This window comes from Gemmatimonadota bacterium (assembly GCA_026387915.1).
GTDB lineage: Bacteria > Gemmatimonadota > Gemmatimonadetes > Gemmatimonadales > Gemmatimonadaceae > Fen-1231.
The window spans coordinates 63,284-84,342 of record JAPLKS010000011.1; the positions used below are offsets into that span (position 1 = coordinate 63,284).

Sequence of the window (21,059 nt, forward strand, 5' to 3'; positions counted from 1 at the left end):
ACGCCCCGTGGCGCGCACTAGTCGCCGAGTATCCGGGCCGCGGCCATCGCGGCACCAAAGCCATTGTCGATGTTGCACACCGTCACGCCGGCCGCACAGCTATTGAGCATGGTGAGCAGCGCGGCCAGTCCGTGAAAACTCGCGCCGTAGCCAATGCTCGTCGGCACAGCAATCACCGGCACCCGCACGAGGCCGCCCACCACCGACGGAAGCGCGCCATCCATCCCCGCGACCACAATCACCACACCGGCCTCGGCGAGCGCGCCCTGCTGCGAGAGGAGCCGGTGAATCCCCGCCACCCCCACATCCACCAGCCGTGCCACGGAGCAGCCGAGCGCATCGAGCGTGACAGCCGCTTCCTCAGCGACGGGGAGATCGCCCGTACCTGCGGTAATCACCAGAACGGTGCGTGCGTCAGCGCGCGCAACACGCGCCGCGCCGCGCAACAATACCGTGCGCCCGAGCGCATTCGACTCGGCGCCAGCGAACCGTGCCACCAAGGCCTCGCGCAACTCCGGCGAGGCGCGGGTTACCAAAAACCCGTCGCCGTGCGCCGCAATCCGCTCGCAGATCGCCGTGGCCTGTTCCACGGTTTTGCCTTCGCCAAACACGACTTCGGGAAAACCATTGCGCAACGCCCGATGATGGTCGATCTGCGCAAAGGGCAACGCCTCGAGCGGAGCCTGGTCGAGTTGCACGAGCGCATCGTCCACTGGCGTGTGCCCGCTCGCCACGGCATCGAGCAGCGCGCGCACGCGGTCACGCCTCACGGCGACGCGGCCTCGAGCGACTGATTCGCGGCATGCTCCGCGAGATAATCCGCGAAGATCCCCTCGACTTCACCAAAGCTGTTCACCAAGTGCAGCTTGCGGCGGAGATCAGCCGAGTTGTGCAGCCCCTTCACGTACCAGCCAAGGTGTTTGCGGAACTCGATCGCAGCGCCTTCGGGGTCCACTTCATAGCTCTGCACCATCCGCGCGTGATCGAGCGCGAGTGCAAAGCGCTCTTCCACCCCAGGCGTGGCGCGCGGCGCTTCGCCGTTGAGCAGCGCACGCGCCTGCGTGAAGATCCACGGCTGGCCAAACGATCCGCGCCCAATCATCACACCGGCGCATCCCGTCTCCTTATGCATCCGGAACGCGTCCTCGGCGGTCTTGATGTCGCCATTTCCGATGACGGGAATCTCGAGCGCCTGCACGAGGAGACTGATTTCCTCCCACCGTGCGCTCCCTGTGTACATCTGCGTGCGCGTGCGTGGATGGATGGCAATCGCCTTCACGCCGGCTTCTTGGCAGTGTAGGCCAATCTTCACGGGATCGCGCATCTCCTCGCTCCAGCCACTGCGGATCTTGCACGTCACCGGGAGGTGGGTGTTCTTCACCACCGCGCGAATGACCTCCTGCACGAGCCCCAGATCCTTGAGACAGCCGGATCCACCGTTGCGCCGCACCACCTTCTTTACGGGACAGCCAAAGTTGATATCAATGAACTCGGGCTGAAACACGTCAGTGACCAGCGCGGCGGCCTCGCCCATCGGCCCTGGCTCGCCCCCAAAGATCTGCACGCCAATGGGCCGTTCGTCGGCACCAAAACGCAGTTTGGAGATGGTTGCTTCGTTCTCGCGGCGGATTCCCTCAGCCGACAAGAACTCCGTCACGACGACATCCGCCCCATAGCGCCGGCAGAGCCGACGGAACGGCGACTCCGACACCCCAGCCATCGGGGCCAGAAAGAGCGGCACAGCGTGCGCGACCGGGTACGGAAAAGTGGGCATTCCCTGCAAGGTACACCCGTAGCCAACTGCTTGCAACATCGTGATTTGACTCACATTGTCCCCCGCTATATCTTTGATTCTCGCAGGCTCGTTTCGCTGGCGCGCCTGATGCGCCCTTTTCAGTAGAGGACGTGGCATGGAACTGCGCGAGTTTTTCTCCGAAGACGCCGTAAAGCTCGACCTCGTCGGCACCACCAAAGACGAAGTCCTCAAAGAAATGATCGCCCTGCTCGGCCTCGACGAAAAGAACGAGGCCATGCTGTTCAAGATGCTTAAGCGCCGCGAAAACCTCGGTAGCACCGGCATCGGCCGCGGTATCGCCATTCCGCATTGCCGCTCCCTCGTGGTGAACAAGCTCCGCGTGGCGTTCGGCCGCAAAAAAGACGGGCTCGACTTCAAGGCCATCGACGAAAAGCCGGTCAACTTTTTCTTCCTGATCGTCGCCCCGCCGCTGGAAGTGTCGAACCAGTACCTCCCGGTCCTCGGCAAGATCGCCCAGTTCTCCAAGGAGCCGGACGTTCCGGAACGCCTGCTCGCCATTACGCAGCCGGCCGAGTTCATGAAGCTCCTCGAAGAAAAAGGCGTCTGACGCAAGTCCGTAGCGCCCGCTCGGCCTTCGTAGTCTCGCGCGACAGTAGCACCACCCTAGCATCACAGCAGTCGCGCGCTCAAGTTCCACTCATGCGCGCACTCCTCGCTTCTCTCCTCGCGCTGGCTGTGGTCTCGCCGGCGCTTCCCGCTCAGGCGGTTGATTCCCTCCCCACGCTCACCGTGGGATCCGCGACCGCTCACCGCGGCGAACGCGTGTACGGCACGCTCGTGATTCCGGCCGGCGTGGACTCCGGTACTACCATTCAGGTGGCCGTGATTCACGGTGCGGCGCCGGGGCCGATCGTCGCCTTCGTCTCCGGGGCGCACGGCACCGAATACACCTCCATTGTCGCCATGACACGGCTGATCGATCGTCTCAACCCTGCGCAGCTGCACGGGTCGGTGATCGTCGTGCCGCTGCTCAACGTCGCGTCCTTTGAGCAGATGGTGCCGCACGTAAACCCCGTGGACCGCAAAGGGATGAACACGCAGTACCCTGGCGATGTCACCGGCACGCAGACGGTGCGCGTACTCGCCTCCGTCGCGCAGAATGTCGTGCGCATTGCGGATGTGGTGGTGGACGTACACGGCGGCGACCTCGACGAAGATCTGCGCCCGTATAGTTATTGGATTCGCACCGGCGTCGTCTCACAGGACAGCGCGTCACGCAAACTCGCGCTCGCCTTTGGCCTCGACATGATCATCGTGCGCGATATCGACCTCGCGAACCCGGCCAGCACACGTAGCCTCAGCGGCTACGCGCTCTCACTCGGCAAAACCACCTTCGTCGCGGAAGCCGGCCACTCGGGGCTCGTCACCGCCGAAGAAACAGCCATGCTCGTGGAAGGGTCGGCCAACCTCCTCAGTTCAATGAAGATGATGACCCACCCCATGAAACCGGTGGTGCATCCCCTCTGGGTGGGGCCGGACGAACGCGTGCGCGCAGAGGGCGGCGGCATGTTCTACGCCACCGTCAAGCGCGGCGTCACCATCGCCAAAGGCGCGCGCGTTGGATTCATCACTGATTACGTTGGCCGTCGCACCGGCGACGTGGTGGCACCACAGGACGGTGTGGTGAGTTTCATTCGCGGCGTCCCATCCCTTTCCAAAGGCGCAACGATCGTCACCGTCACCAAGCGGTACGAGGGCGCGCCCCCAGCCTACGCCAAGCCAAAGCCATGACCGCTCGTCCGTGGATTCTCGCCGAAACAACATGGGCCGAAGTACGCGGCACCGCGTACAGTGTCGCCGTGCTTCCGTGGGGCGCGACCGAAGCGCATAACTACCACCTTCCCTACGCCACCGACAACATCCAGAGCGATGCGGTGGCCGCCGAAGCCGCGCGTCGCGCCTGGGAGCGCGGAACCAAAGCGATTGTCCTCCCCTGCATTCCGTACGGCGTGAACACGGGCCAGCTCGACATTCCGCTCTGCATCAACATGAATCCCTCCACGCAGTCTGCCGTGCTGGCCGATATCTGCTCAGCGCTGGAGGGACACGGCGTTCGAAAGTTGGTGATCGTCAACGGCCACGGCGGGAATGATTTCAAACAGATCATTCGTGAGCTGCAGCCGCGCACGGCTGTCTTTCTCTCGACGATCAACTGGTACAAGGTCGTGGATCCCAAGGGGCACTTCGCCGACCTCGGCGATCACGCAGGCGAGTTGGAGACGAGCGTCATGCAGCACATCGCGGCCGATCTCGTGCGTCCGTTGAGCAGCGCCGGCGATGGCGCCGAGAAGAAGTCGAAGCTCCGCGGGATTCGCGAAGGATGGGCTTGGGCGCCGCGCCAATGGACCAAGGTCAGCGCCGACACGGGCATCGGGAATCCCGCTGCTGCCACGGCGGAGAAAGGCGCGCGCTTCTTCGACTTGGTGTGCGAGCAGATCGCGGGCTATTTCACCGAACTCGCCGCACTCGACACGGCCGCGCCGTACGCCTAATGCTCGATGTGTAGTCGTTTGATGTCCTGCATCAGCCGCCAGCGCACGCGGCTGAGTTGCAGGAAGGCGACGGCAATCAGGCTCCCCACATAGCCCCACCAGATCCCCGCGGGGCCCATTCCGGCCCAGAGCGAGAGGGCGAGCCCCAGCGGGATCCCGACTCCCCAAAAGCCGCCGAGGTGGAGGAGCATGGGCACCCGCGTGTCGCCGGTGCCGCGCAGGATGCCGGCGGACACGCACTGGATTCCGTCGAACACCTGAAAGAGCCCCGCAATGGGAAGGAGCGACGACGCCATAGCGACGGTGGCGGCGTCCGCGGCAAAGCCGCTCGCGATGAACCGCGGGAGGAGGGTGAACGCCAGCATGGCGAAAGTCATGAACCCAACCCCCACGGCGAGGGCGGCCACCGCGTCGCGCCGCGCGGCGGACACGTCGTCGCGGCCAATCGCCCGGCCGACCATCGCCGCTGCTGCCGCGCCGACTCCCACCGGCACCATGAAAGTGATGGACGCCAAGTTCAACACAATTTCGTGTCCCGCGAGCGGCACAACGCCAAAAGTTCCGATCACTAACCCGCCCATCGAAAACACCGCCATCTCGAGCAGCTGTTGCAAGGCCACCGGAAGTCCAATCGCGAGCATTCGCACCATGGGCTTCAGCGCGAAGCTCTCGGGCAACCACGGGCGGATTGTAGGCCGCAGATGCGACCACCCGCCAGCCACAATGATCGCCAGTGTCACCCACCGGCTGATCACCGTGGCAATCGCCGAACCGGCGGGGCCGAGCGCGGGTGCGCCCCAATGCCCGTAAATCAACACCCAGTTCAGCACCACGTTCAGCACATTCGCCACGATAATCGACACCACAATGGCGCGCGCCGTGCCCATGGCCTGCAGTGATTGCCGGAACACCACAAACAAAAACGACGGCAGCACACCAAATATCAGCCAGTGAATCACACTCGCCGTGATCGGCACCACGCCATCTGGCTGATGCATCGAACGAAAGAATGGCTCCACCGGCCACATCGCCACCGACATCAGCACGCTCAGCACCACGGCCATGATCACGCCGCGCTGCACCCCGCGCGCCACGCCCACCGTGTCTTTGGCGCCAACGGCCTGTGACACGATTGGGTCGAGAACCAACAGGAGCCCCATCCCGAAGAGGAAGAGGTTCGACCAGTAGATATGTGCGAGCGCCACAGCGGCAATGGCGTCGGGCGACACGCGCCCCACCATCGCGGTGTCTACGACGCCCATCATCATCACGCCGACCTGCGCGAGCACAATCGGCCACGCGAGCCGCAGCATCTCGCGCAGTTCGCCGCTCGTGGGGCGGAGCTGCGCGAGGGGCAGCATCTACGCCTCTACTCCCACTCGATGGTGGCCGGCGGCTTGGAACTGATGTCGTACACCACGCGGTTCACGCCCTTCACTTCGTTGATAATGCGGTTCGACATCCGCGCCAACACTTCATGCGGGAAGGAGAACCAGTCCGCGGTCATACCGTCCGTGCTCGTGACCGCACGCAGTGCAATCACATACTCGTAGGTGCGACCGTCGCCCATCACGCCCACCGAGCGAATGGGGAGAAACACGGCGAAGGCCTGCCAGATGTCGTTATACAATCCAGCGCTGCGAATTTCCTCGAGGTAGATCGCATCGGCTTTGCGCAGCGTATCGAGCCGTTCCTCCGTCACTTCGCCGAGCACGCGAATCGCGAGCCCTGGCCCTGGGAACGGATGGCGCCCCACCATCTCCTCGGGGAGCCCAAGTTCGCGCCCCACATTACGCACTTCATCCTTGAACAGCTCACGCAACGGCTCAATGAGCTTGAACTTCATGTCCGGCTTGAGGCCGCCCACGTTGTGGTGCGTCTTGATCGTCGCGCTCGGGCCGCCCTTGGCGCTCACGCTCTCAATCACATCGGGGTACAGCGTGCCCTGCACCAAGAACTCAGCATTCTCGCCGGCTTCGGCAGTCGCTTCTTCAAACACATCAATAAACGCGTGGCCGATGGCTTTGCGCTTCTTCTCCGGGTCTCCTTCGCCTGCGAGCGCCTGCAAAAAGCGCTCCTCCGCGCGCACCGTCACGAGCTTGATGCCGAGGTGCTGCCCCATGGTGCGTTCCACCTGCTCGCGCTCGTGCAGACGCAGGAGCCCGGTGTCCACGAACACGCAGGTGAGCTGATCGCCAATAGCGCGATGCACCAACGCCGCCGCCACCGAACTATCGACGCCACCAGAGAGCCCGCAGATCACCTTCTTGGTACCAACGAGCGCGCGGATCTTGGCAATCTCGTTGTCAATAAAGGACCCCGGCGTCCAATCCGGCTCCGCCTTGCACACGCCAAACAAAAAGTTCGCAATGATCTCGGCGCCGCGCACCGTATGCGCCACTTCCGAGTGAAACTGAATCGCGTGAATCGGCTTGGTGGCATGGCGAATGCCCGCCACCACGTTGCCGGCACTCCCCGCCGTGAGCACGTACCCTGGCGGCGGCGTCTCCACATGGTCGCCGTGGCTCATCCATACCGTGGTGCGCTCTCCCTTGTCGAAGCCCGCGAACATGCCCGACGGCTCCTCAATCGTGATGTCCGCGCGACCATACTCGCGGCCGCCGCCTGCGACCACCGTGCCGCCCTCGGTGTGCGTGATCCACTGCAGTCCGTAGCAGACGCCAAGCACCGGCGCTACGTCGAGAATGGCACGGTCAAAAGTGGGAGCGCCCTCATCCGTGACGGAGTTTGGGCCACCACTCAGAATGATTCCCGTTGGCTTCCAGTCGCGAATCCATTGTAGCGACCGCGTGGTGGGATGAATCTCCGAGTACACGCGCGCCTCGCGCACCCGCCGCGCAATGAGCTGCGTGAACTGCGACCCGCAATCGAGAATCAGGATACGCGAACTCATTACACCTGCCATTTCGGGTCGGACAACTTGATGAACTCTACGTGTTTGCTGTCGAGATCGAGCACGGCTGCCGTTGGAGCGCCATGAATCCATCCGCACGCCTCGCCGGGATTGATAATCAACGTGTCACCGCGCGTCTTCATGGACTGCTGGTGCTCGTTGCCGTGCACCACCACGTGGTGCGCCTTCACCGACCGCGCAGCCACATCGCCAATGTCGTGCACAATGAGAATCTTGTGCTCACCAATGGTGATGCTGTGCGGCGATTCAAAGAGTTCGAGCCCCATCCCCTGTGCCGCAAAGGCGCGGAGCCCCTCAGGGTCACCGTCGTTGCGCCCAAAGACGCCTGCCAGCGCCACATTCGCATCCTGAAACGGCTTGAGCGCAAACGGGGAGCAGTAATCGCCCGCGTGCAGCACCATGCCGACGCCGCGCTCCACCATCTGCTTGAGCAATTCGGCAACGGCCGGCACCCGATCATGCGTATCCGAGATCAATCCGATGAGCATCAGGCATCCCTCCAGTCTGGGTCCTCGTGCTCGAGGCGCACCAGATCCTCGTAACGTTCGCGAGCCGTGACTACGGCAAAGCGGTGCCCGTCCACCATCACCTCGGCGGCGCGAGCGCGGGAGTTATATGTCGAACTCATCACATATCCATACGCACCCGCCGTGTGAATCACCAACAAATCACCCGGCTGCGCATCCTCCATTTCACGATCGAGTGCGAGAAAGTCTCCGCTCTCGCACACCGGGCCCACCACATCGACACGGGCACGCCCGGCCCGGTCACCTGCCGTCTCAATAAAATGATACGCGTCGTAATGCGACGGCCGCAGCAACTCGGTCATCCCGGCATCGCAAATGACATAATCCTTGCCGCCACTTTTTTTGCGGTACAAGACGCGCGCCAACAGCACGCCGCTCGCCGCCGCAAAAAAGCGACCGGGCTCCACCAACAACTCAGCCCCAATCTCGCGGATAGCGGGGATCACCACACGCTGCCACGCACCAAGATCAGGGTCGGTGTCCCCGTCGCCATACGCCACGGGCAACCCGCCACCAATGTCCACGTACTTGAGCGGCGCGCCTAGGGCGCGCGCCTGCGACGCCAGACTCGCCAGCCGCTCAATCCCATGCCGATACGGCTCAAACGACTGCAGCTGCGAGCCCACGTGCATGTCGAGTCCAACGACCGCCACATTGCGCAACGAAACGGCCGTCGCGATCACCGCCGCGGCCTCCTCGTACGGAATCCCGAACTTATGCCCCTTAGCGCCAGTGGCGATGTACTCGTGCCGCGTGGCCACCGCGACTTCAGGATTGATGCGGAACCCCACGGGCGCCTGCACCCCCTGCTCGCCCGCAATGCGATCGAGCAACAGCAGCTCCGCCTCAGACTCCACATTGATCATCTTGATACCGGCCTGCAGCGCCTCGCTCAGCTCTTTGGCCGTCTTCCCGACGCCGCCAAAGATGATATCCTGCGCGTCAAAACCCGCGTGCAGGGCGCGGAACAGTTCGCCGCCACTCACCACATCCACGCCCGAGCCTAGCTCGCGAAGCAGCGTAAGAATGCCGCGATTCGAGTTGGCCTTGAGACTGTAGTGAATGCGATGCGGAACGCCCGCGAGCGCCGCGTCCAACTTGCGGTAGCGGTCACGAATCACCGCAGCGCTATACACAAACGCCGGCGTGCCGGCTTCGCGCGCAATGCGCTCCGCCGGCACCTCCTCACAGTGCACCCCGCCCGCTCTCCGGGCGAAGGCCTGAGTTAGTACGCTTTCGCCCACACGACCTCGTACTTGGCGGGCTGACCCGTGACCATGCACGTCGTAGGCGCCTCGGGCGAACGGAACTCCGCATCAGGAATCACGCGGATCGTCGCCTTGGTTTCTTCCTTCACCTGTGCTTCCACGGCCGGATCACCATTCCAGCCGGCGTACACGAAGCCGCCAGGACCTTCCATGATTTCCTTGAAGCGGTCATATGTGATCGGCCCGCGATAGCTATTCGCCTCGCGACGCGCCTTAGCCGCTTCAAACAGCTCGCGCTGCATCGTCTCGAGAATCGCCGCAACGCCCTCACACACGCCCGCCATGGGAATCGGCGCCTTCGCGCGCGTGTCGCGCCGCGCAGAAAACACCGACTGCTTTTCGAGATCCTTAGGGCCGAGCTCGAGGCGCAGCGGAACACCCTGCATTTCCCACTCATAGTACTTGGCGCCCGGCTTCACCCCTTCGCGTGCGTCCACATGCACGCGCAGGGGATCGTGCACGCCACGCCCCGTCCACGCCTGCAGTTCATTGCGGAGCGCGTAGGCCGCGTCTGTGACGCGACCCCGCTCTTCGTCGCTCTTCCAGATCGGAACAATCACCACTTCAATCGGCGCGAGCTTGGGCGGCGTCACCAAGCCATTGTCGTCGCCGTGGGTCATCACGAGCCCACCGACCATGCGCGTACTCACGCCCCAACTGGTGTTCCAGGCAAAGTCGAGCCCACCGGCTTCGGTTTGGAACTGCAACTCAAAGGCCTTGGCAAAGTTCTGCCCAAGGTTGTGCGACGTGCCCGCCTGCAGCGCCTTGTTGTCTTGCATCATGGCTTCGCAGGAATACGTACGCAGCGCGCCGGCGAACTTCTCGCTCTCCGACTTCTGCCCCGTAATCACGGGCATCGCCATCCACCCTTCCATGAAGTCGCGGTACACGCCCAGCATGCGGCGCGTCTCTTCTTCGGCTTCATCGTGCGTGGCGTGCGCCGTGTGCCCTTCCTGCCACAAGAACTCGAGTGTGCGCAAGAAGAGGCGCGTGCGCATTTCCCAGCGCACCACATTCGCCCACTGATTGATCAGTAGCGGCAAGTCGCGATAACTCTGCACCCACTTTGCGAACATGTGATAAATGATCGTCTCGCTCGTGGGGCGCACGATCAGCGGCTCCTCAAGCTTCTTCCCGCCACCATGCGTCACCACCGCGCATTCGGGAGCAAAGCCCTCAACGTGCTGCGCTTCCTTCTTGAGGAAACTCTCAGGAATAAAGAGCGGGAAGTACGCGTTGCGGTGCCCCGTCGCCTTGAACTTGTCGTCGAGCGCGCGCTGCATGCGCTCCCAAATGCCGTAGCCGTTCGGACGGATGACCATCGAGCCCTTCACGGGCGAATAGTCGGCCAGTTCGGCGCGGAGTACGAGTTCGTTGTACCAGGCGCTGAAGTCGGCAGCGCGGGTGGTGAGCTTCTTGTCGTCAGCCATCAGTCGTTGGTGCGATGAGGAATCGTCGAGTCAAACCACTGCTTGAACGCGGCCATTGCGTGCGCGTCGCCCGCGAGGAGCGGCGCAGCGGCAAATGTGCCGCGCGGCGCCTCCGTCATTTTTCCGTGCAATCCCTGCACGGCCACCAGATCGCCGGGCTCAAAATACACCGCGGCCCGAGCCCCTCCCTTCTTCGCCGCATCCACTTGATTGCGCGTGGACTGCGTCGAATACCGCTCCGCATTGAGCGCGTAGTCCACGCGGAACCCAGCATCGCGAAAGTGCCGCGTCAACGTCAGCGCATCCTGAATACCATGCTCGAGCGCGCCGTCGCCTCCCACGACATACAAATCGGCCCGTGTTCCACTGAACGTGGGGAGCAAGTTTCGCTCTTTCAACAACTCGCCGAGCACAACATCGCCCATGCCAAACCCAAGCGCGGGCAGATTCACGCCGCCCAGCGCGGCCAGCAGATTATCGTAACGACCACCGCCGCAAATCGCGCGCAATTCGCCACGCGCATCAAACAGCTCAAAGACGCTGCCGGTGTAATAGGCGAGCCCACGCACAATCGTGAGGTCGAGGTCAATCCACGCCCCCACCCCGAGCGCCTGCGCATGCTCCACCATTCGCGCAAACCGGTCGAGATGCCCATCACGCGGTCCACGTTCTTCGGCACCAATCCGGCATCGGCCAACTTCGTGCGCGAAATATCGTGCGGCTGGCGCGCGATCTTGTCGAGCACGGCGTACACGGTCGTCAGCTGTCCTTCCGTCACGCCAATCTCCTCGAGAATGGCATTGAGCAGCCGGCGGTCGCTCACCCGCGCGCGCACGTCGTCCGGACCGAGCCCGAGTTCGCGCATAATGTCCACCGCCACGCAAATCAGCTCGGCATCGGCCAACTCGCTTGGCTCCCCCACAATATCCACGTTCAGCTGGAAGTGCTCCCGCAGGCGCCCCCGTTGGGCGCGCTCGTAGCGGAACAGCTGAGGAATCGAGAACCACCGAATCGGCTTCCGGAGGGCATTGGCCCGCGACCCGACCATCCGCGCGAAGGTCGGCGTCATCTCCGGCCGCAGGGCCACCGCTCGGTCGCCCTTGTCCGTGAAGTTGTAGAGCTGGCCGACAATCTCGTCGCCGCTCTTTTTTGTGTACAAATCCAACGGTTCAAGGGGCGGCCCGTCGTACTCCACAAAGGCGTACCGATGGGCAACCGCCCGCCACGCCGCAAAGATGTGGGCGCGGAGCGCGAACTCGTCTGGATAGAAATCCCGGAACCCGGGCAGTGACCCGCTAGACATGCCCGAAATCTAGCCGCCTGTTGGGTTTACCTCCAGCCGAGCCATCGCATCGCCCACCGTGTGAAACGACCCCGTAATGAGCACCGTGGCCCCCTGCGCCTCACCCCTCACCAGCGCCCGGTCAAAGTCCCGGATCACCTCGGCTGACACCCCCCGCTCCCGCGCATATGCCAGTACCTCTGGGAGATTCCAGGCGCGGCTGGCAGGGGCGGTTGGACAGTGCGTGAGCACAAAGTGGTCTACGACCCCGGAGAGCACGTCCAGCATGCCACGCCAGTCTTTGTCCGCCAGCACGCTAAAGATCGCCACCACGGGCCCCGGAGGCCGCACCGCCTCCATCGTACGGGCCAGCGTCGCCGCCCCGTCCGGGTTGTGGGCCACGTCAAACAGGTACCGCCCCACGCGCTGAAAGCGCCCTGGGAGCAACACCTGCGACAGGCCGCGGTGCAGATCGGCGTTCGACGGCCGCAGGTCGTCCGGTAGGGCGTCGAGCATAGCCATCGCCACCGCCGCGTTGGCGGCCTGATGGGCGCCCACCAACGGCGTCCGGATTCGTTGCCCGCCCAGTGTAAACTCGGTCCCCTCGGCGGTCACCCGCACATCGGTGGGACCTCCGCCCTCATACACGCAGCGTATCGGACTCGCCCCGCGCGCCACGGCCTCGCGGCAGAGCAACGCACGAATTTCCGCCTCGGGCTCACCAACAATCGCCGGCGTGTTCCGCTTGAAGATCCCGGCCTTTTCCACCGCGATTTCCTCGCGCGTGCCGCCCAGATACTCCACGTGATCAATGCCAATGTTCGTCACACCAGCCACGAGCGGCTGCACCACATTGCTCGCATCGAGTCGTCCACCGAGGCCGGTTTCAATGACCGCGACATCCACCTTCGCTTCCGCAAAGAAGGTGAACGCCATCGCGGTGGTCGCTTCAAAGAACGTGGCACCGAGTCGTTCAACTTCCGGCGTCCACTGCTCAACAAAGGAGACAATGCGTTCCGCTTCCACAGGAGCGCCGTCAATCAGAAACCGCTCACGAAAATCAACGAGGTGCGGCGACGTGTATTTCCCCACGCGCAGGCCGCGGGCGCGGAGCGCCGCTTCGAGCGTCGCGCAGACGCTCCCTTTGCCATTAGTGCCGGCCACGTGCAACGTGCGCAAGTCGCGGTGCGGGTCGCCCAGCAGGTGCAGAAAACCCTCAACCCGCTCCAACCCAAGCTTCCAAACGCCTGTGGTGCGCGCAAACAAAAAGTCGAGCGCGTCGCCGTACGTTTTCAGCTCGGCACCCACCCGCTGGCCGCGGGCATCCCGCTCATATGGCGCAGCAACTGCCCCACCGTCCCCTTCATCTTGTGACGGTGCACCACCGCGTCAACCATTCCATGGTCGAGCAGAAATTCGGCGGTCTGGAATCCTTCGGGAAGGTCCTGCCCCAGCGTCTGCTTGATCACGCGCGGCCCGGCAAACCCAATCACCGCGCCCGGCTCGGCGAGAATGGCATCGCCGAGCATCGCATAGCTCGCACTCACGCCACCAGTGGTTGGATTCGTGAGAATCGAGACATACGGAATACGCCGCTCGGCCAACTGCGAGAGCACGGCGGACGTCTTCGCCATCTGCATCAACGACAGCACCCCTTCCTGCATGCGGGCGCCGCCGGAGGCCGAGATGATGATCAACGGAAACTTCTTCTCAAGCGAACGCTGGCCGAGTCGCGCGATTTTCTCGCCGACCACCGACCCCATCGATCCGCCCATGAAGGCAAAATCCATGACGGCAAGGTTCACCGGCATGTCTTCCATCTTGCCGGTGGCGGTCAGAATGGCATCGGTATCACCCGCGTTCGTGAGTGCCTTCTTGAGACGCGCGGGATAATCCGGAAAGCCCAGCGGGTCTGCAGACCGGAGGTCCGACTCCGTCTCCTCCCAGCTCTCGCCGTCGAGCAGAAGCGTCACGTACTCAATGGCACGAAGGCGCCGATGATAGTCACAAACGGGGCATACGTTGAGGCTCCGGGCGAATTTCTCCCGGATATCGGTATGCCCACATGCCTCGCACTTCTCCCACGCATCCGGCGGAATGTCCAGCCGCTGGGCGCGGGGTTCGCGAGCCTTTTTCTCTTTCCGGAACCAAGCCATACCGAAATCTCGCCTCGTGAGGGCTAAATGACCAGCGAGTCGGCTCGGCCACGCCCTTCGGCCGACACCCGGAGCTGCATTCCCATCCCAAGCCAGCAGGCCAGCATGAACGAGCCGCCGTAGCTGAAGAATGGCAACGGAATGCCGGTGACCGGCATCAAGTTCAGCGTCATCCCCACATTCACCAGCACGTGCACGCACCAAATCGAGACGAGCCCGAACGCCACGAGGCTCGAGAACGGATCAGCCGATCGGGATGCAATGCGCACACAACGCAGGAAGAGGAAAAAGAAGAGCGCCAGCGCTATAGTCACGCCAACAAACCCCAATTCTTCACCCACGACAGGAAAAATAAAGTCCGTGTGTTGCGCCGGCAAAAACGCGAGGCGCTTCTGCGAGCCGAGCGTGAACCCCTTGCCCAGCCATCCGCCCGACCCAATCGCGACTTGCGATTGAATCACGTGATAGCCCGAGCGCAACGGATCCGTGGACGGATCAAGGAACACCAAGAGACGGCGCTGCTGATACGGATTGAGCCGATCCCACAACACGGTCGCCGCGAGCCCCGTGATCACGTTCAGCGTCACCACCGCAACGCCCTCCGCGATATACGGCTTGTACCAGAGCACGAGTCCAATCAGAAAGAAAAACCACGCGCCCCATCGCAACGGTTCCGATGCCAACAAGAGGCTGACCCCGGGACTCGCCACCATCACCAACAACGGCCACGACACCCCAGCCCAGAACAGCATCGCGAAAAAGATGCCGATGAAGACGATGCCAGTTCCCAAATCTGGCTGCAGCATAATCAAGAGCCATGGCAATCCCACCACCGCTGCGGGTCGCCACAACTCGAGCAGCGAATGCGGCGCCTGTTTGAATGATGCCAGCACCTTGGCCAGCATCAACACCACCGCGATCTTCGCCAGCTCAGACGGCTGCCCCAACCGCACGCCGCCAATCGACAGCCAGCTCTTGGTGCTGGCCGCCGTGCCCGCGCCCTTGCCAATGAACAGCAGCAACACCAGCACGACGCAAGTCGTGATATACGCGGGGGTCGCCACCCAATCCAGGAATCGCACCGAGGCGCGCGTGGCAAGCCATGCGGCAAACACGCCGATCGCCAGCCACAACAACTGATTCTGCCAGAGATGCGCCACCGGGGTCGGCACATCCGTCTGCCCGGCGCTAAACACCATCGCAACCCCAAACGCCGAAAGCGCGAGCGCCGTGACGGCGAGCGGCCAATCCATCACCTGACGGGATCTCACGGCCCCTCCGTCTGGATGAACTGCTGCGCCGACACCTTGAGATAATGCTCAATAATCTTTGACGCGATGCGCGCGGCACGCGTACCGTGTCCACCAAACTCGAGCATCACCGCCACCACGATCTTCGGATCATCGGCAGGCGCAAAGCCAACGAACCACGCGTGATCGCCGGTCTTGGGTCCACTCTGCGCGGTGCCTGTCTTGCCCGCCAGCACGATCCCCTGAATGCGTGAGGCGGCGGCCGTGCCGCGGCTCACCACGCCGGCGAGCGCGCCGCGCACGCCGGCGAGTTGGGTGCTGTCGAGTTGGTACAATCGCGTGTGATGCGGCGCGCTCCGCACCACCGAGGGCTGCGCCGCTTCACCGTCCGTAGCGAGCGCCGTATACAAACGCGCCATGTTCACCACGGTCTGCGCGTTCTCCCCCTGCCCAATCACCAAATTCAGCGAGTTCGACTGATTCCACCCGCGCACGCCGAACTTCCGATTGTAGTAATCCGCCACCGGCGTCGTCGGGAAGAGCGGCCGCGACTCGGCGGGCAAATCAATCCCCGACCGCTCGCGCGACCCGAGCGCGATCCCCCCGGCCACGAGGCGAGACAAGCCGATCTTTAATCCCAGCTGGTAGAAATACACGTCACACGATTTCTCAATCGCCTCACCAAGCGTAAGCGACCCGTGCCCGCGCTTGTCGTGACACTTGAAGTAGCGATTGCCAAATTGCATGCCGCCGGTGCACGGCGTCGGCATACGATCCGACAGCATCGCCACCCCTTCCTGCAGCGCAATCACCGCACTCGCGAGCTTCCAAGTGGAGCCCGGCGGGTACATCCCCTGTATCGCTTTATTGAGCAACGGACGACGCGGATCCGCCTGCAGTTGGCGCCAGTACTCCAACGGGATGCCGCCAATGAACCGATTGGGGTCGTACGACGGCGCACTGTGCAGCGCGAGCACCTCGCCGGTGCGCGGCTCAAGGGCCACCGCCCCGCCCTGAAGCGAGTCACCAAAAATCTCGACAATAAACTTCTGCAAGTCGAGATCAATGTTCGTGTAGAGGGGCTGTGCCGGGTCTGGGCTGATGTCCTGCCGCGCACCGGCCTCACGCACCACGCGATTGCGCGCGTCCACCTCTACAAACCGAACCCCTTCGCGTCCGCGCAGCCGTTTTTCGTATTGTTTCTCGATCCCGGTTTTTCCGATCTGTTGCCCCGCCTTATACCCCTGCACCGCGAGCGTGCTGAGCTCACTTTCGTTGATTTCGCCGGTGTAGCCCACGAGTGCGGCGACGGCTGGGCCGTCAGGATAATGCCGGCGCGAGGTGGCCTGAATGATCAGCCCCGGGAACTCCACGCGATGCTCCTCGAGCACCGACACCAGATCGAACGACGCATCCGGAAAAATCACGGCGGGCCGATTGGGATTCCGGCGGTAGCGCCGCAGCACGGCGTCCACCTGCTCCTCCGACATCGGGATCGTCCCCGACAGCCGGTGTAGCGAGGCCCGCAGCGAGTCTTCGCGCGGGGAGAGCAACGACACCGAGTACCCCGGCACGTTCTCCGCGATCACCGCGCCGCGACGGTCGTAAATGATGCCGCGCGGGGCCGGGAGCGGCACCTCGCGCAACCGGTTTTCCTCGGACTGCAGTGTGTACTGCGAGTGCTGCAACACCTGCGTGCGAAAAAACGAACCGATCAAAAACAAAAACATCACAAACAGCATGCCGGACGCGACGCGCCCGCGGCGCTGCACGTCGTTTGGCTGAAAACTCACGTTCGGGGCGCCCCAAGGACGGGACGCACGAGGGTCAACACCACGAGTCCGGCCACCGCCGTCACCGCCGCGGAGAGCGGCGACCACAACATGGCCTGCACGAGGAAGTCCCCGCCGTGCACCCGACGCTCGGCGACCAAGTACAGCAGGTCACCGGCCCACTTGCCCAGGAACACAAACATGCCGTTGAGGGCGAGGTTGTCCGCAAAGAACGCAGCCTTGAGCCAACTCGCAGAAAATCCCACGAGGGTCATCGCGAGCGCGCCTGCGCCAAAGGCGCCGGGCGTCAACGAATCCGCCATAATCCCAATCGCGAGACCGGCGACCGCCGCCACACCCGGACGCGATCGCACCGACACCAGCAACAGGGCGATCACGAGAAAATCGATACTCGCCCGCCACGCCAGCATCGGGCGCAACGTGTAGTGTAGCGCCACGAGCAACGCGAATACAAAAAGAAACCAGAGTGCCCGAGTCGCGTTCACGGCTTGCGTCCGGCGGCGGGGCGCGTCCGCGATACCGAATCGGCCGTGATGGCGCGGCGGGCCAGCGAGTCCGCCCGTGCACGCCGCACCAGCGAGTCGGCTGCCGCGCGCTTGTCGAGCGAATCAGAGGCGGCGAGCACTCGCTTGGCCGAGCTGTCGGCAGACGGTCCGAGCTGCCATACCCCATTCACGCCAGCGCGCGCGCGCACGGGACGGAGCACAATCACCGACGCAACATCTGGGAGCCGCACCATCGGGCGGAGGAGGTAACTGCGCGTGATGCCTTCCGCACTGCGGAGCTCCGAGACGACCGTCCCCACCGGAATCCCCCGCGGGAACACCCCGCCAAGCCCCGAGCTCACAATGACTGCGCCCGCCTTGAGCGGCGTGCGCAACGACACACTGCGCATTTCGAGGAGGTATCGCGCCGCGCCGATCGCGGCATGCGACGAGACGATGCCGTACGCGCTCTCGTCTGCGGACATAGCGCTCACGCGGAAATCCGCGTGCGGCCAGAGAATCGCCATTGAGACGGCTTGATCGACTCGCTCCACCACGCCCACAATCCCTTCCGGCGCGACCACGGCCGACAACGGCTCGACCCCGTCTTGCTCGCCCGCCGTTAGCGTCACCGTAAACTCGTCGCCAAGCCCTCGGCCCTGCAGCACTTCGGCGGGAACAAAGCCCCAGCGGATCCCGGCCCCAAGGCCGAGCAGCAGGCGCAATCGCTCGTTCTCAGCCTCGAGTCCGGAGAGTCGCTGCGAGCGAACGGTCACGCTGTCCACTAACCGGAGCGCCGCGTCGCGACTGAGGAGCGCGTGTCGTGACACCTCGGCGCGCGACTGCAGCTTGAAGAGGGGCGACACCAGCGTCGCGCGCATGGCCGCGGCGGCGTTGTCGCGCATCGCGGCCGGCAACACGAGACAGGCGAGCGACACGGCCACGCAGGCCGCCACCAACCCGATATCTACTCGGGGATCCGTCCGTGTGGACCGCTGCACCGGGGGCGGTCGACCTTCAGGTGCTCAGGACCGACCAGTACTTCTCCTCGTCATCGAGGATGCGTCCGCACCCACGCACCACGCACGTGAGCGGATCCTCGTCAACGTGAATCGGCAGCCCGGTCTCCTGCGTGAGCAAAATGTCGAGCCCGCGAATCAAGGCGCCGCCACCAGTCATCACGATGCCACGATCGACAATGTCGCTCGCCAGTTCCGGCGGCGTGATTTCGAGCGCACGACGCACCGCATCCACAATCTGCTGCACGGGTTCTTGGCACGCCTCGCGAATCTCCGCGGAATGCACGCGCACGGTTTTCGGAATCCCCGACACGAGATCGCGTCCCTTCACTTCCATCTCGCGCTCTTCGCCCATCGGAGCCGCTGAGCCGATTTGAATCTTGATCATCTCCGCCGTCGGTTCACCGATCAGCAAGTTGTAGCTCTTGCGCATGAACTGTACGATGGCCATATCGAGTTCATCGCCGCCCACACGGATCGACGTGTCGCTGACGATGCCCGAGAGCGCGATCACCGCGATTTCCGTGGTGCCGCCGCCAATGTCGATGACCATGTTGCCCGTCGGCGTTTCCACCGGCAGCCCCACACCAATCGCCGCCGCCATCGGCTCCGCAACCATGAACACTTCTTTGGCGCCGGCGCCGAGCGCGGAGTCGCGCACCGCGCGTTTCTCCACTTCGGTGATACCAGACGGCACACACACAATCACACGCGGCTTCACCTTGAACACATGGTTCTCGATGATCAGCGTGAGAAAATAGCGCAGCATTTTTTCAGTAACGTCGAAGTCGGCAATCACGCCGTCCTTCATCGGACGCACCGCAATGATGCCGTCTGGCGTGCGGCCGAGCATGCGCTTGGCCTCGAGCCCAACGCCTTTGATCTTTTTGGTTTCGCGATCCATCGCGACCACCGACGGCTCGTTGAGCACGATCCCCTCGCCCTTCACATACACAAGCGTGTTCGCCGTGCCAAGATCCACGGCGATCGCGTTGGCGGGGAACAACGAACCCCTCTTGAAGAACGGCCAGCGCATTATGTGTCGGCGCGCGCTCGCGGGAAGCGAGCGGCTCTCAAAAAAAGGCGAAGGAACATGGGCGGGGACGAACCCCCCAAAGTTAGTCCCTGCGGCAGATGGGAGCAAGCAAAAGGGGGAGGACTGCCGAAGCAGTCCTCCCCCTCCTGCCCTACCGACGCAACCCTCCCGCGAGCCTTACGGCTTGCGGTCGAGGCACCCCGTAAAGTTGGGGTTATTGGTCTCATCCTGCGGCACCGGGAGGTTTACGTCGTGGCCGTAGGGAACGCCACGGTAGTGCGTGCCCGTCGGGAAGACCGAGGCCTCCGCCATGCCGTACTGCCGCATCAGGCGACGCATGTCGCTCAACCGCTGCCCGCGGGAGAACGTCCAGAACGCCTTCTCGCGGAACATCAGGTCCCGACGACCGGCCGCCGTGCCCGGATCGACGAGCGGAGCCATCGCCGCTGCCTGCACTTCGCCAAGCTTCGGCGGAGCGGCACGCAGTGCGTTCAGAATCGCCATCAAAGTCGTCCCGTCGTTCAACCGCAACGCCGCTTCGGCTTCAACCATGCGGGCGTCAATGCCGTTGAGTACCGGCACCGTCGTGGACTGCGCCCACATCGTGGTCGTGAACGAAATCACCGAGCCATCCTGCGACTTGGTGTTCAGCGGCGTGTTCGCCGCCGGCAAGCGCGGGTCCTTGGCCGACGCAAACTCGATCGACGGCTTCACCGCGAACGTGCCCGCGCTGGTGCGCACCGTCGTGTCGCCCACGCTATAGCGGCGCGAACTGAGCGGCTGCGACCAAAGAATATTGTCGCCCGAGCTCGTGAGGAACGTGTGATCGTACGAGAACGTCGTCGGAATGGCTGCCACCAACGCGGCCGCCCCATCAATGTCGTTCGTGCCGAGCAACGCGCGCGCGCGGCCAACCTTCGCGGCACGGTTGACCGAGATGCCCGTCGCGTCCGTTAGGCTGTTCGAGAGCGCGATCGCCGAATCGTACGACGCGAGCGCAATCTTGAACACGGCATCGTTGGTCAGCGGCGTGCCGTAGGCCACCGGCGCAACGCTCGCGTCGCTCAACGGAATGCCGTTGCAGAAATCCTGTGCCAACTGCATTTCCGCAAAACCACGCGCCAAATACAACTCCGCAATATCCACCGCCGCGGTCGGCCGGTATTTCTTCAGGGCGGCAATGCCCTGATTGGAGGCCGTGCGCACCTGATTGATGGTGCGGAACTGTCCCGTCACCGTGGAGTTGTTCAGGCTGATGGCCCGTTCGTCGGCCTCGTCGTTCTGAATGAACGTCGAGCTCGTCACCCACTCGTCCGCGAGCAGGCCGCCAAACAGCCAGTCGCTCTCGGAGCCAGCCGTCATGTTGCGGAAGCGGGCCAGCGCGCCAACCTTCAGCGCGTTGGCACCGTCCACGCTATTGACGTTGGTCGGGTCAATGATGTTCGGCGCAGCGACGCTGAGCATGGAGTCGGTAATGCTGTTGTGGCACGCCGCCGCCAGCGCCACCACAGCTGCGCTGGCCAGAATCAGGCCGCGACGCTGGACCTTTTGCGAGGTCGTCATGGGGTGT

Annotated in this window: 20 protein-coding genes; 3 read left to right on the forward strand and 17 right to left on the reverse strand. The window is 63.6% G+C overall.

Features of this window, described 5'->3' with window-relative positions:
• Positions 1 to 17: 17 nt before the first annotated feature.
• Both larB and dusB read right to left on the reverse strand, forming a co-directional pair.
• A complete protein-coding gene (larB, locus tag NTZ43_06135; GenBank protein MCX5766785.1) occupies positions 18 to 770 on the reverse strand; it encodes a nickel pincer cofactor biosynthesis protein LarB in 753 nt (250 codons plus the stop codon).
• Positions 767 to 1,774: a tRNA dihydrouridine synthase DusB gene (dusB, locus tag NTZ43_06140; protein MCX5766786.1), complete on the reverse strand. Its 1,008-nt coding sequence runs from the start codon at positions 1,772 to 1,774 to the stop codon at positions 767 to 769. Before dusB ends, larB begins: the two co-directional genes overlap by 4 nt.
• A gap of 136 nt (positions 1,775 to 1,910) precedes the next feature.
• Between dusB and NTZ43_06145 the strand changes: the two genes are divergently transcribed.
• The 3 genes from NTZ43_06145 to NTZ43_06155 all read left to right on the forward strand — a co-directional run bounded on the left by NTZ43_06145 (position 1,911) and on the right by NTZ43_06155 (position 4,308).
• A complete protein-coding gene (locus tag NTZ43_06145) occupies positions 1,911 to 2,363 on the forward strand; it encodes a PTS sugar transporter subunit IIA (protein ID MCX5766787.1) in 453 nt (150 codons plus the stop codon).
• 92 nt (positions 2,364 to 2,455) lie between these two features.
• Positions 2,456 to 3,547 carry a succinylglutamate desuccinylase/aspartoacylase family protein gene (locus tag NTZ43_06150; GenBank protein MCX5766788.1) on the forward strand — a complete coding sequence of 364 codons (1,092 nt, stop codon included), beginning with the start codon at positions 2,456 to 2,458 and terminating at the stop codon, positions 3,545 to 3,547.
• Positions 3,544 to 4,308, forward strand: a complete 765-nt coding sequence (locus NTZ43_06155) for a creatininase family protein (GenBank protein ID MCX5766789.1) — start codon at positions 3,544 to 3,546, stop codon at positions 4,306 to 4,308. The genes NTZ43_06150 and NTZ43_06155 overlap by 4 nt, the downstream gene beginning before the upstream one ends.
• Here the strand turns inward: NTZ43_06155 and NTZ43_06160 are convergent.
• The 15 genes from NTZ43_06160 to NTZ43_06230 form a co-directional block, all read right to left on the reverse strand.
• Complete coding sequence (locus NTZ43_06160) at positions 4,305 to 5,669, reverse strand: MATE family efflux transporter (protein MCX5766790.1); 1,365 nt, start codon at positions 5,667 to 5,669, stop codon at positions 4,305 to 4,307. The genes NTZ43_06155 and NTZ43_06160 overlap by 4 nt on opposite strands.
• Positions 5,670 to 5,677: 8 nt before the next feature.
• A complete protein-coding gene (gene guaA / locus NTZ43_06165; protein MCX5766791.1) occupies positions 5,678 to 7,234 on the reverse strand; it encodes a glutamine-hydrolyzing GMP synthase in 1,557 nt (518 codons plus the stop codon).
• Positions 7,222 to 7,731 carry a YfcE family phosphodiesterase gene (locus NTZ43_06170; GenBank protein ID MCX5766792.1) on the reverse strand — a complete coding sequence of 170 codons (510 nt, stop codon included), beginning with the start codon at positions 7,729 to 7,731 and terminating at the stop codon, positions 7,222 to 7,224. Before NTZ43_06170 ends, guaA begins: the two co-directional genes overlap by 13 nt.
• Entirely contained in the window at positions 7,731 to 8,966 is a 1,236-nt protein-coding gene (lysA, locus tag NTZ43_06175; GenBank protein ID MCX5766793.1) for a diaminopimelate decarboxylase, read from the reverse strand. The genes NTZ43_06170 and lysA overlap by 1 nt, the downstream gene beginning before the upstream one ends.
• A gap of 29 nt (positions 8,967 to 8,995) precedes the next feature.
• Positions 8,996 to 10,468, reverse strand: coding sequence for a proline--tRNA ligase (gene proS / locus NTZ43_06180; protein ID MCX5766794.1), 1,473 nt, complete (start codon positions 10,466 to 10,468; stop codon positions 8,996 to 8,998).
• Positions 10,468 to 10,920 carry a hypothetical protein gene (locus NTZ43_06185; GenBank protein MCX5766795.1) on the reverse strand — a complete coding sequence of 151 codons (453 nt, stop codon included), beginning with the start codon at positions 10,918 to 10,920 and terminating at the stop codon, positions 10,468 to 10,470. Before NTZ43_06185 ends, proS begins: the two co-directional genes overlap by 1 nt.
• Positions 10,917 to 11,771 (reverse strand): ATP phosphoribosyltransferase regulatory subunit, encoded by an 855-nt coding sequence (locus NTZ43_06190; protein ID MCX5766796.1) that lies wholly within the window; start codon positions 11,769 to 11,771, stop codon positions 10,917 to 10,919. The genes NTZ43_06185 and NTZ43_06190 overlap by 4 nt, the downstream gene beginning before the upstream one ends.
• Before the next feature lie 9 nt (positions 11,772 to 11,780).
• Positions 11,781 to 13,058, reverse strand: a complete 1,278-nt coding sequence (locus tag NTZ43_06195; GenBank protein MCX5766797.1) for a bifunctional folylpolyglutamate synthase/dihydrofolate synthase — start codon at positions 13,056 to 13,058, stop codon at positions 11,781 to 11,783.
• Complete coding sequence (gene accD, locus NTZ43_06200) at positions 13,043 to 13,906, reverse strand: acetyl-CoA carboxylase, carboxyltransferase subunit beta (protein ID MCX5766798.1); 864 nt, start codon at positions 13,904 to 13,906, stop codon at positions 13,043 to 13,045. The genes NTZ43_06195 and accD overlap by 16 nt, the downstream gene beginning before the upstream one ends.
• A 23-nt stretch (positions 13,907 to 13,929) precedes the next feature.
• On the reverse strand, positions 13,930 to 15,177 hold the full coding sequence (rodA, locus tag NTZ43_06205) for a rod shape-determining protein RodA (GenBank protein MCX5766799.1): 1,248 nt from the start codon (positions 15,175 to 15,177) through the stop codon (positions 13,930 to 13,932).
• Positions 15,174 to 16,949 carry a penicillin-binding protein 2 gene (gene mrdA / locus NTZ43_06210; GenBank protein MCX5766800.1) on the reverse strand — a complete coding sequence of 592 codons (1,776 nt, stop codon included), beginning with the start codon at positions 16,947 to 16,949 and terminating at the stop codon, positions 15,174 to 15,176. Before mrdA ends, rodA begins: the two co-directional genes overlap by 4 nt.
• Entirely contained in the window at positions 16,946 to 17,434 is a 489-nt protein-coding gene (gene mreD / locus NTZ43_06215) for a rod shape-determining protein MreD (protein ID MCX5766801.1), read from the reverse strand. Before mreD ends, mrdA begins: the two co-directional genes overlap by 4 nt.
• Positions 17,431 to 18,378 carry a rod shape-determining protein MreC gene (locus NTZ43_06220; protein MCX5766802.1) on the reverse strand — a complete coding sequence of 316 codons (948 nt, stop codon included), beginning with the start codon at positions 18,376 to 18,378 and terminating at the stop codon, positions 17,431 to 17,433. Before NTZ43_06220 ends, mreD begins: the two co-directional genes overlap by 4 nt.
• Positions 18,379 to 18,451: 73 nt before the next feature.
• Positions 18,452 to 19,489 carry a rod shape-determining protein gene (locus tag NTZ43_06225; protein MCX5766803.1) on the reverse strand — a complete coding sequence of 346 codons (1,038 nt, stop codon included), beginning with the start codon at positions 19,487 to 19,489 and terminating at the stop codon, positions 18,452 to 18,454.
• Positions 19,490 to 19,666: 177 nt separating this feature from the next.
• Positions 19,667 to 21,052 carry a hypothetical protein gene (locus tag NTZ43_06230; GenBank protein ID MCX5766804.1) on the reverse strand — a complete coding sequence of 462 codons (1,386 nt, stop codon included), beginning with the start codon at positions 21,050 to 21,052 and terminating at the stop codon, positions 19,667 to 19,669.
• Positions 21,053 to 21,059 lie beyond the last annotated feature (7 nt).

Bases quoted from the DNA above. Each gene is read 5' to 3' on its own strand.
- dusB (MCX5766786.1), bottom strand. From the start codon at position 1,774: ATGCCCACTTTTCCGTACCCGGTCGCGCACGCTGTGCCGCTCTTTCTG.
- NTZ43_06145 (MCX5766787.1), top strand. From the start codon at position 1,911: ATGGAACTGCGCGAGTTTTTCTCCGAAGACGCCGTAAAGCTCGACCTC.
- NTZ43_06150 (MCX5766788.1), top strand. From the start codon at position 2,456: ATGCGCGCACTCCTCGCTTCTCTCCTCGCGCTGGCTGTGGTCTCGCCG.
- NTZ43_06155 (MCX5766789.1), top strand. From the start codon at position 3,544: ATGACCGCTCGTCCGTGGATTCTCGCCGAAACAACATGGGCCGAAGTA.
- NTZ43_06160 (MCX5766790.1), bottom strand. From the start codon at position 5,669: ATGCTGCCCCTCGCGCAGCTCCGCCCCACGAGCGGCGAACTGCGCGAG.
- guaA (MCX5766791.1), bottom strand. From the start codon at position 7,234: ATGGCAGGTGTAATGAGTTCGCGTATCCTGATTCTCGATTGCGGGTCG.
- NTZ43_06170 (MCX5766792.1), bottom strand. From the start codon at position 7,731: ATGCTCATCGGATTGATCTCGGATACGCATGATCGGGTGCCGGCCGTT.
- proS (MCX5766794.1), bottom strand. From the start codon at position 10,468: ATGGCTGACGACAAGAAGCTCACCACCCGCGCTGCCGACTTCAGCGCC.
- NTZ43_06190 (MCX5766796.1), bottom strand. From the start codon at position 11,771: ATGTCTAGCGGGTCACTGCCCGGGTTCCGGGATTTCTATCCAGACGAG.
- accD (MCX5766798.1), bottom strand. From the start codon at position 13,906: ATGGCTTGGTTCCGGAAAGAGAAAAAGGCTCGCGAACCCCGCGCCCAG.
- NTZ43_06225 (MCX5766803.1), bottom strand. From the start codon at position 19,489: ATGCGCTGGCCGTTCTTCAAGAGGGGTTCGTTGTTCCCCGCCAACGCG.
- NTZ43_06230 (MCX5766804.1), bottom strand. From the start codon at position 21,052: ATGACGACCTCGCAAAAGGTCCAGCGTCGCGGCCTGATTCTGGCCAGC.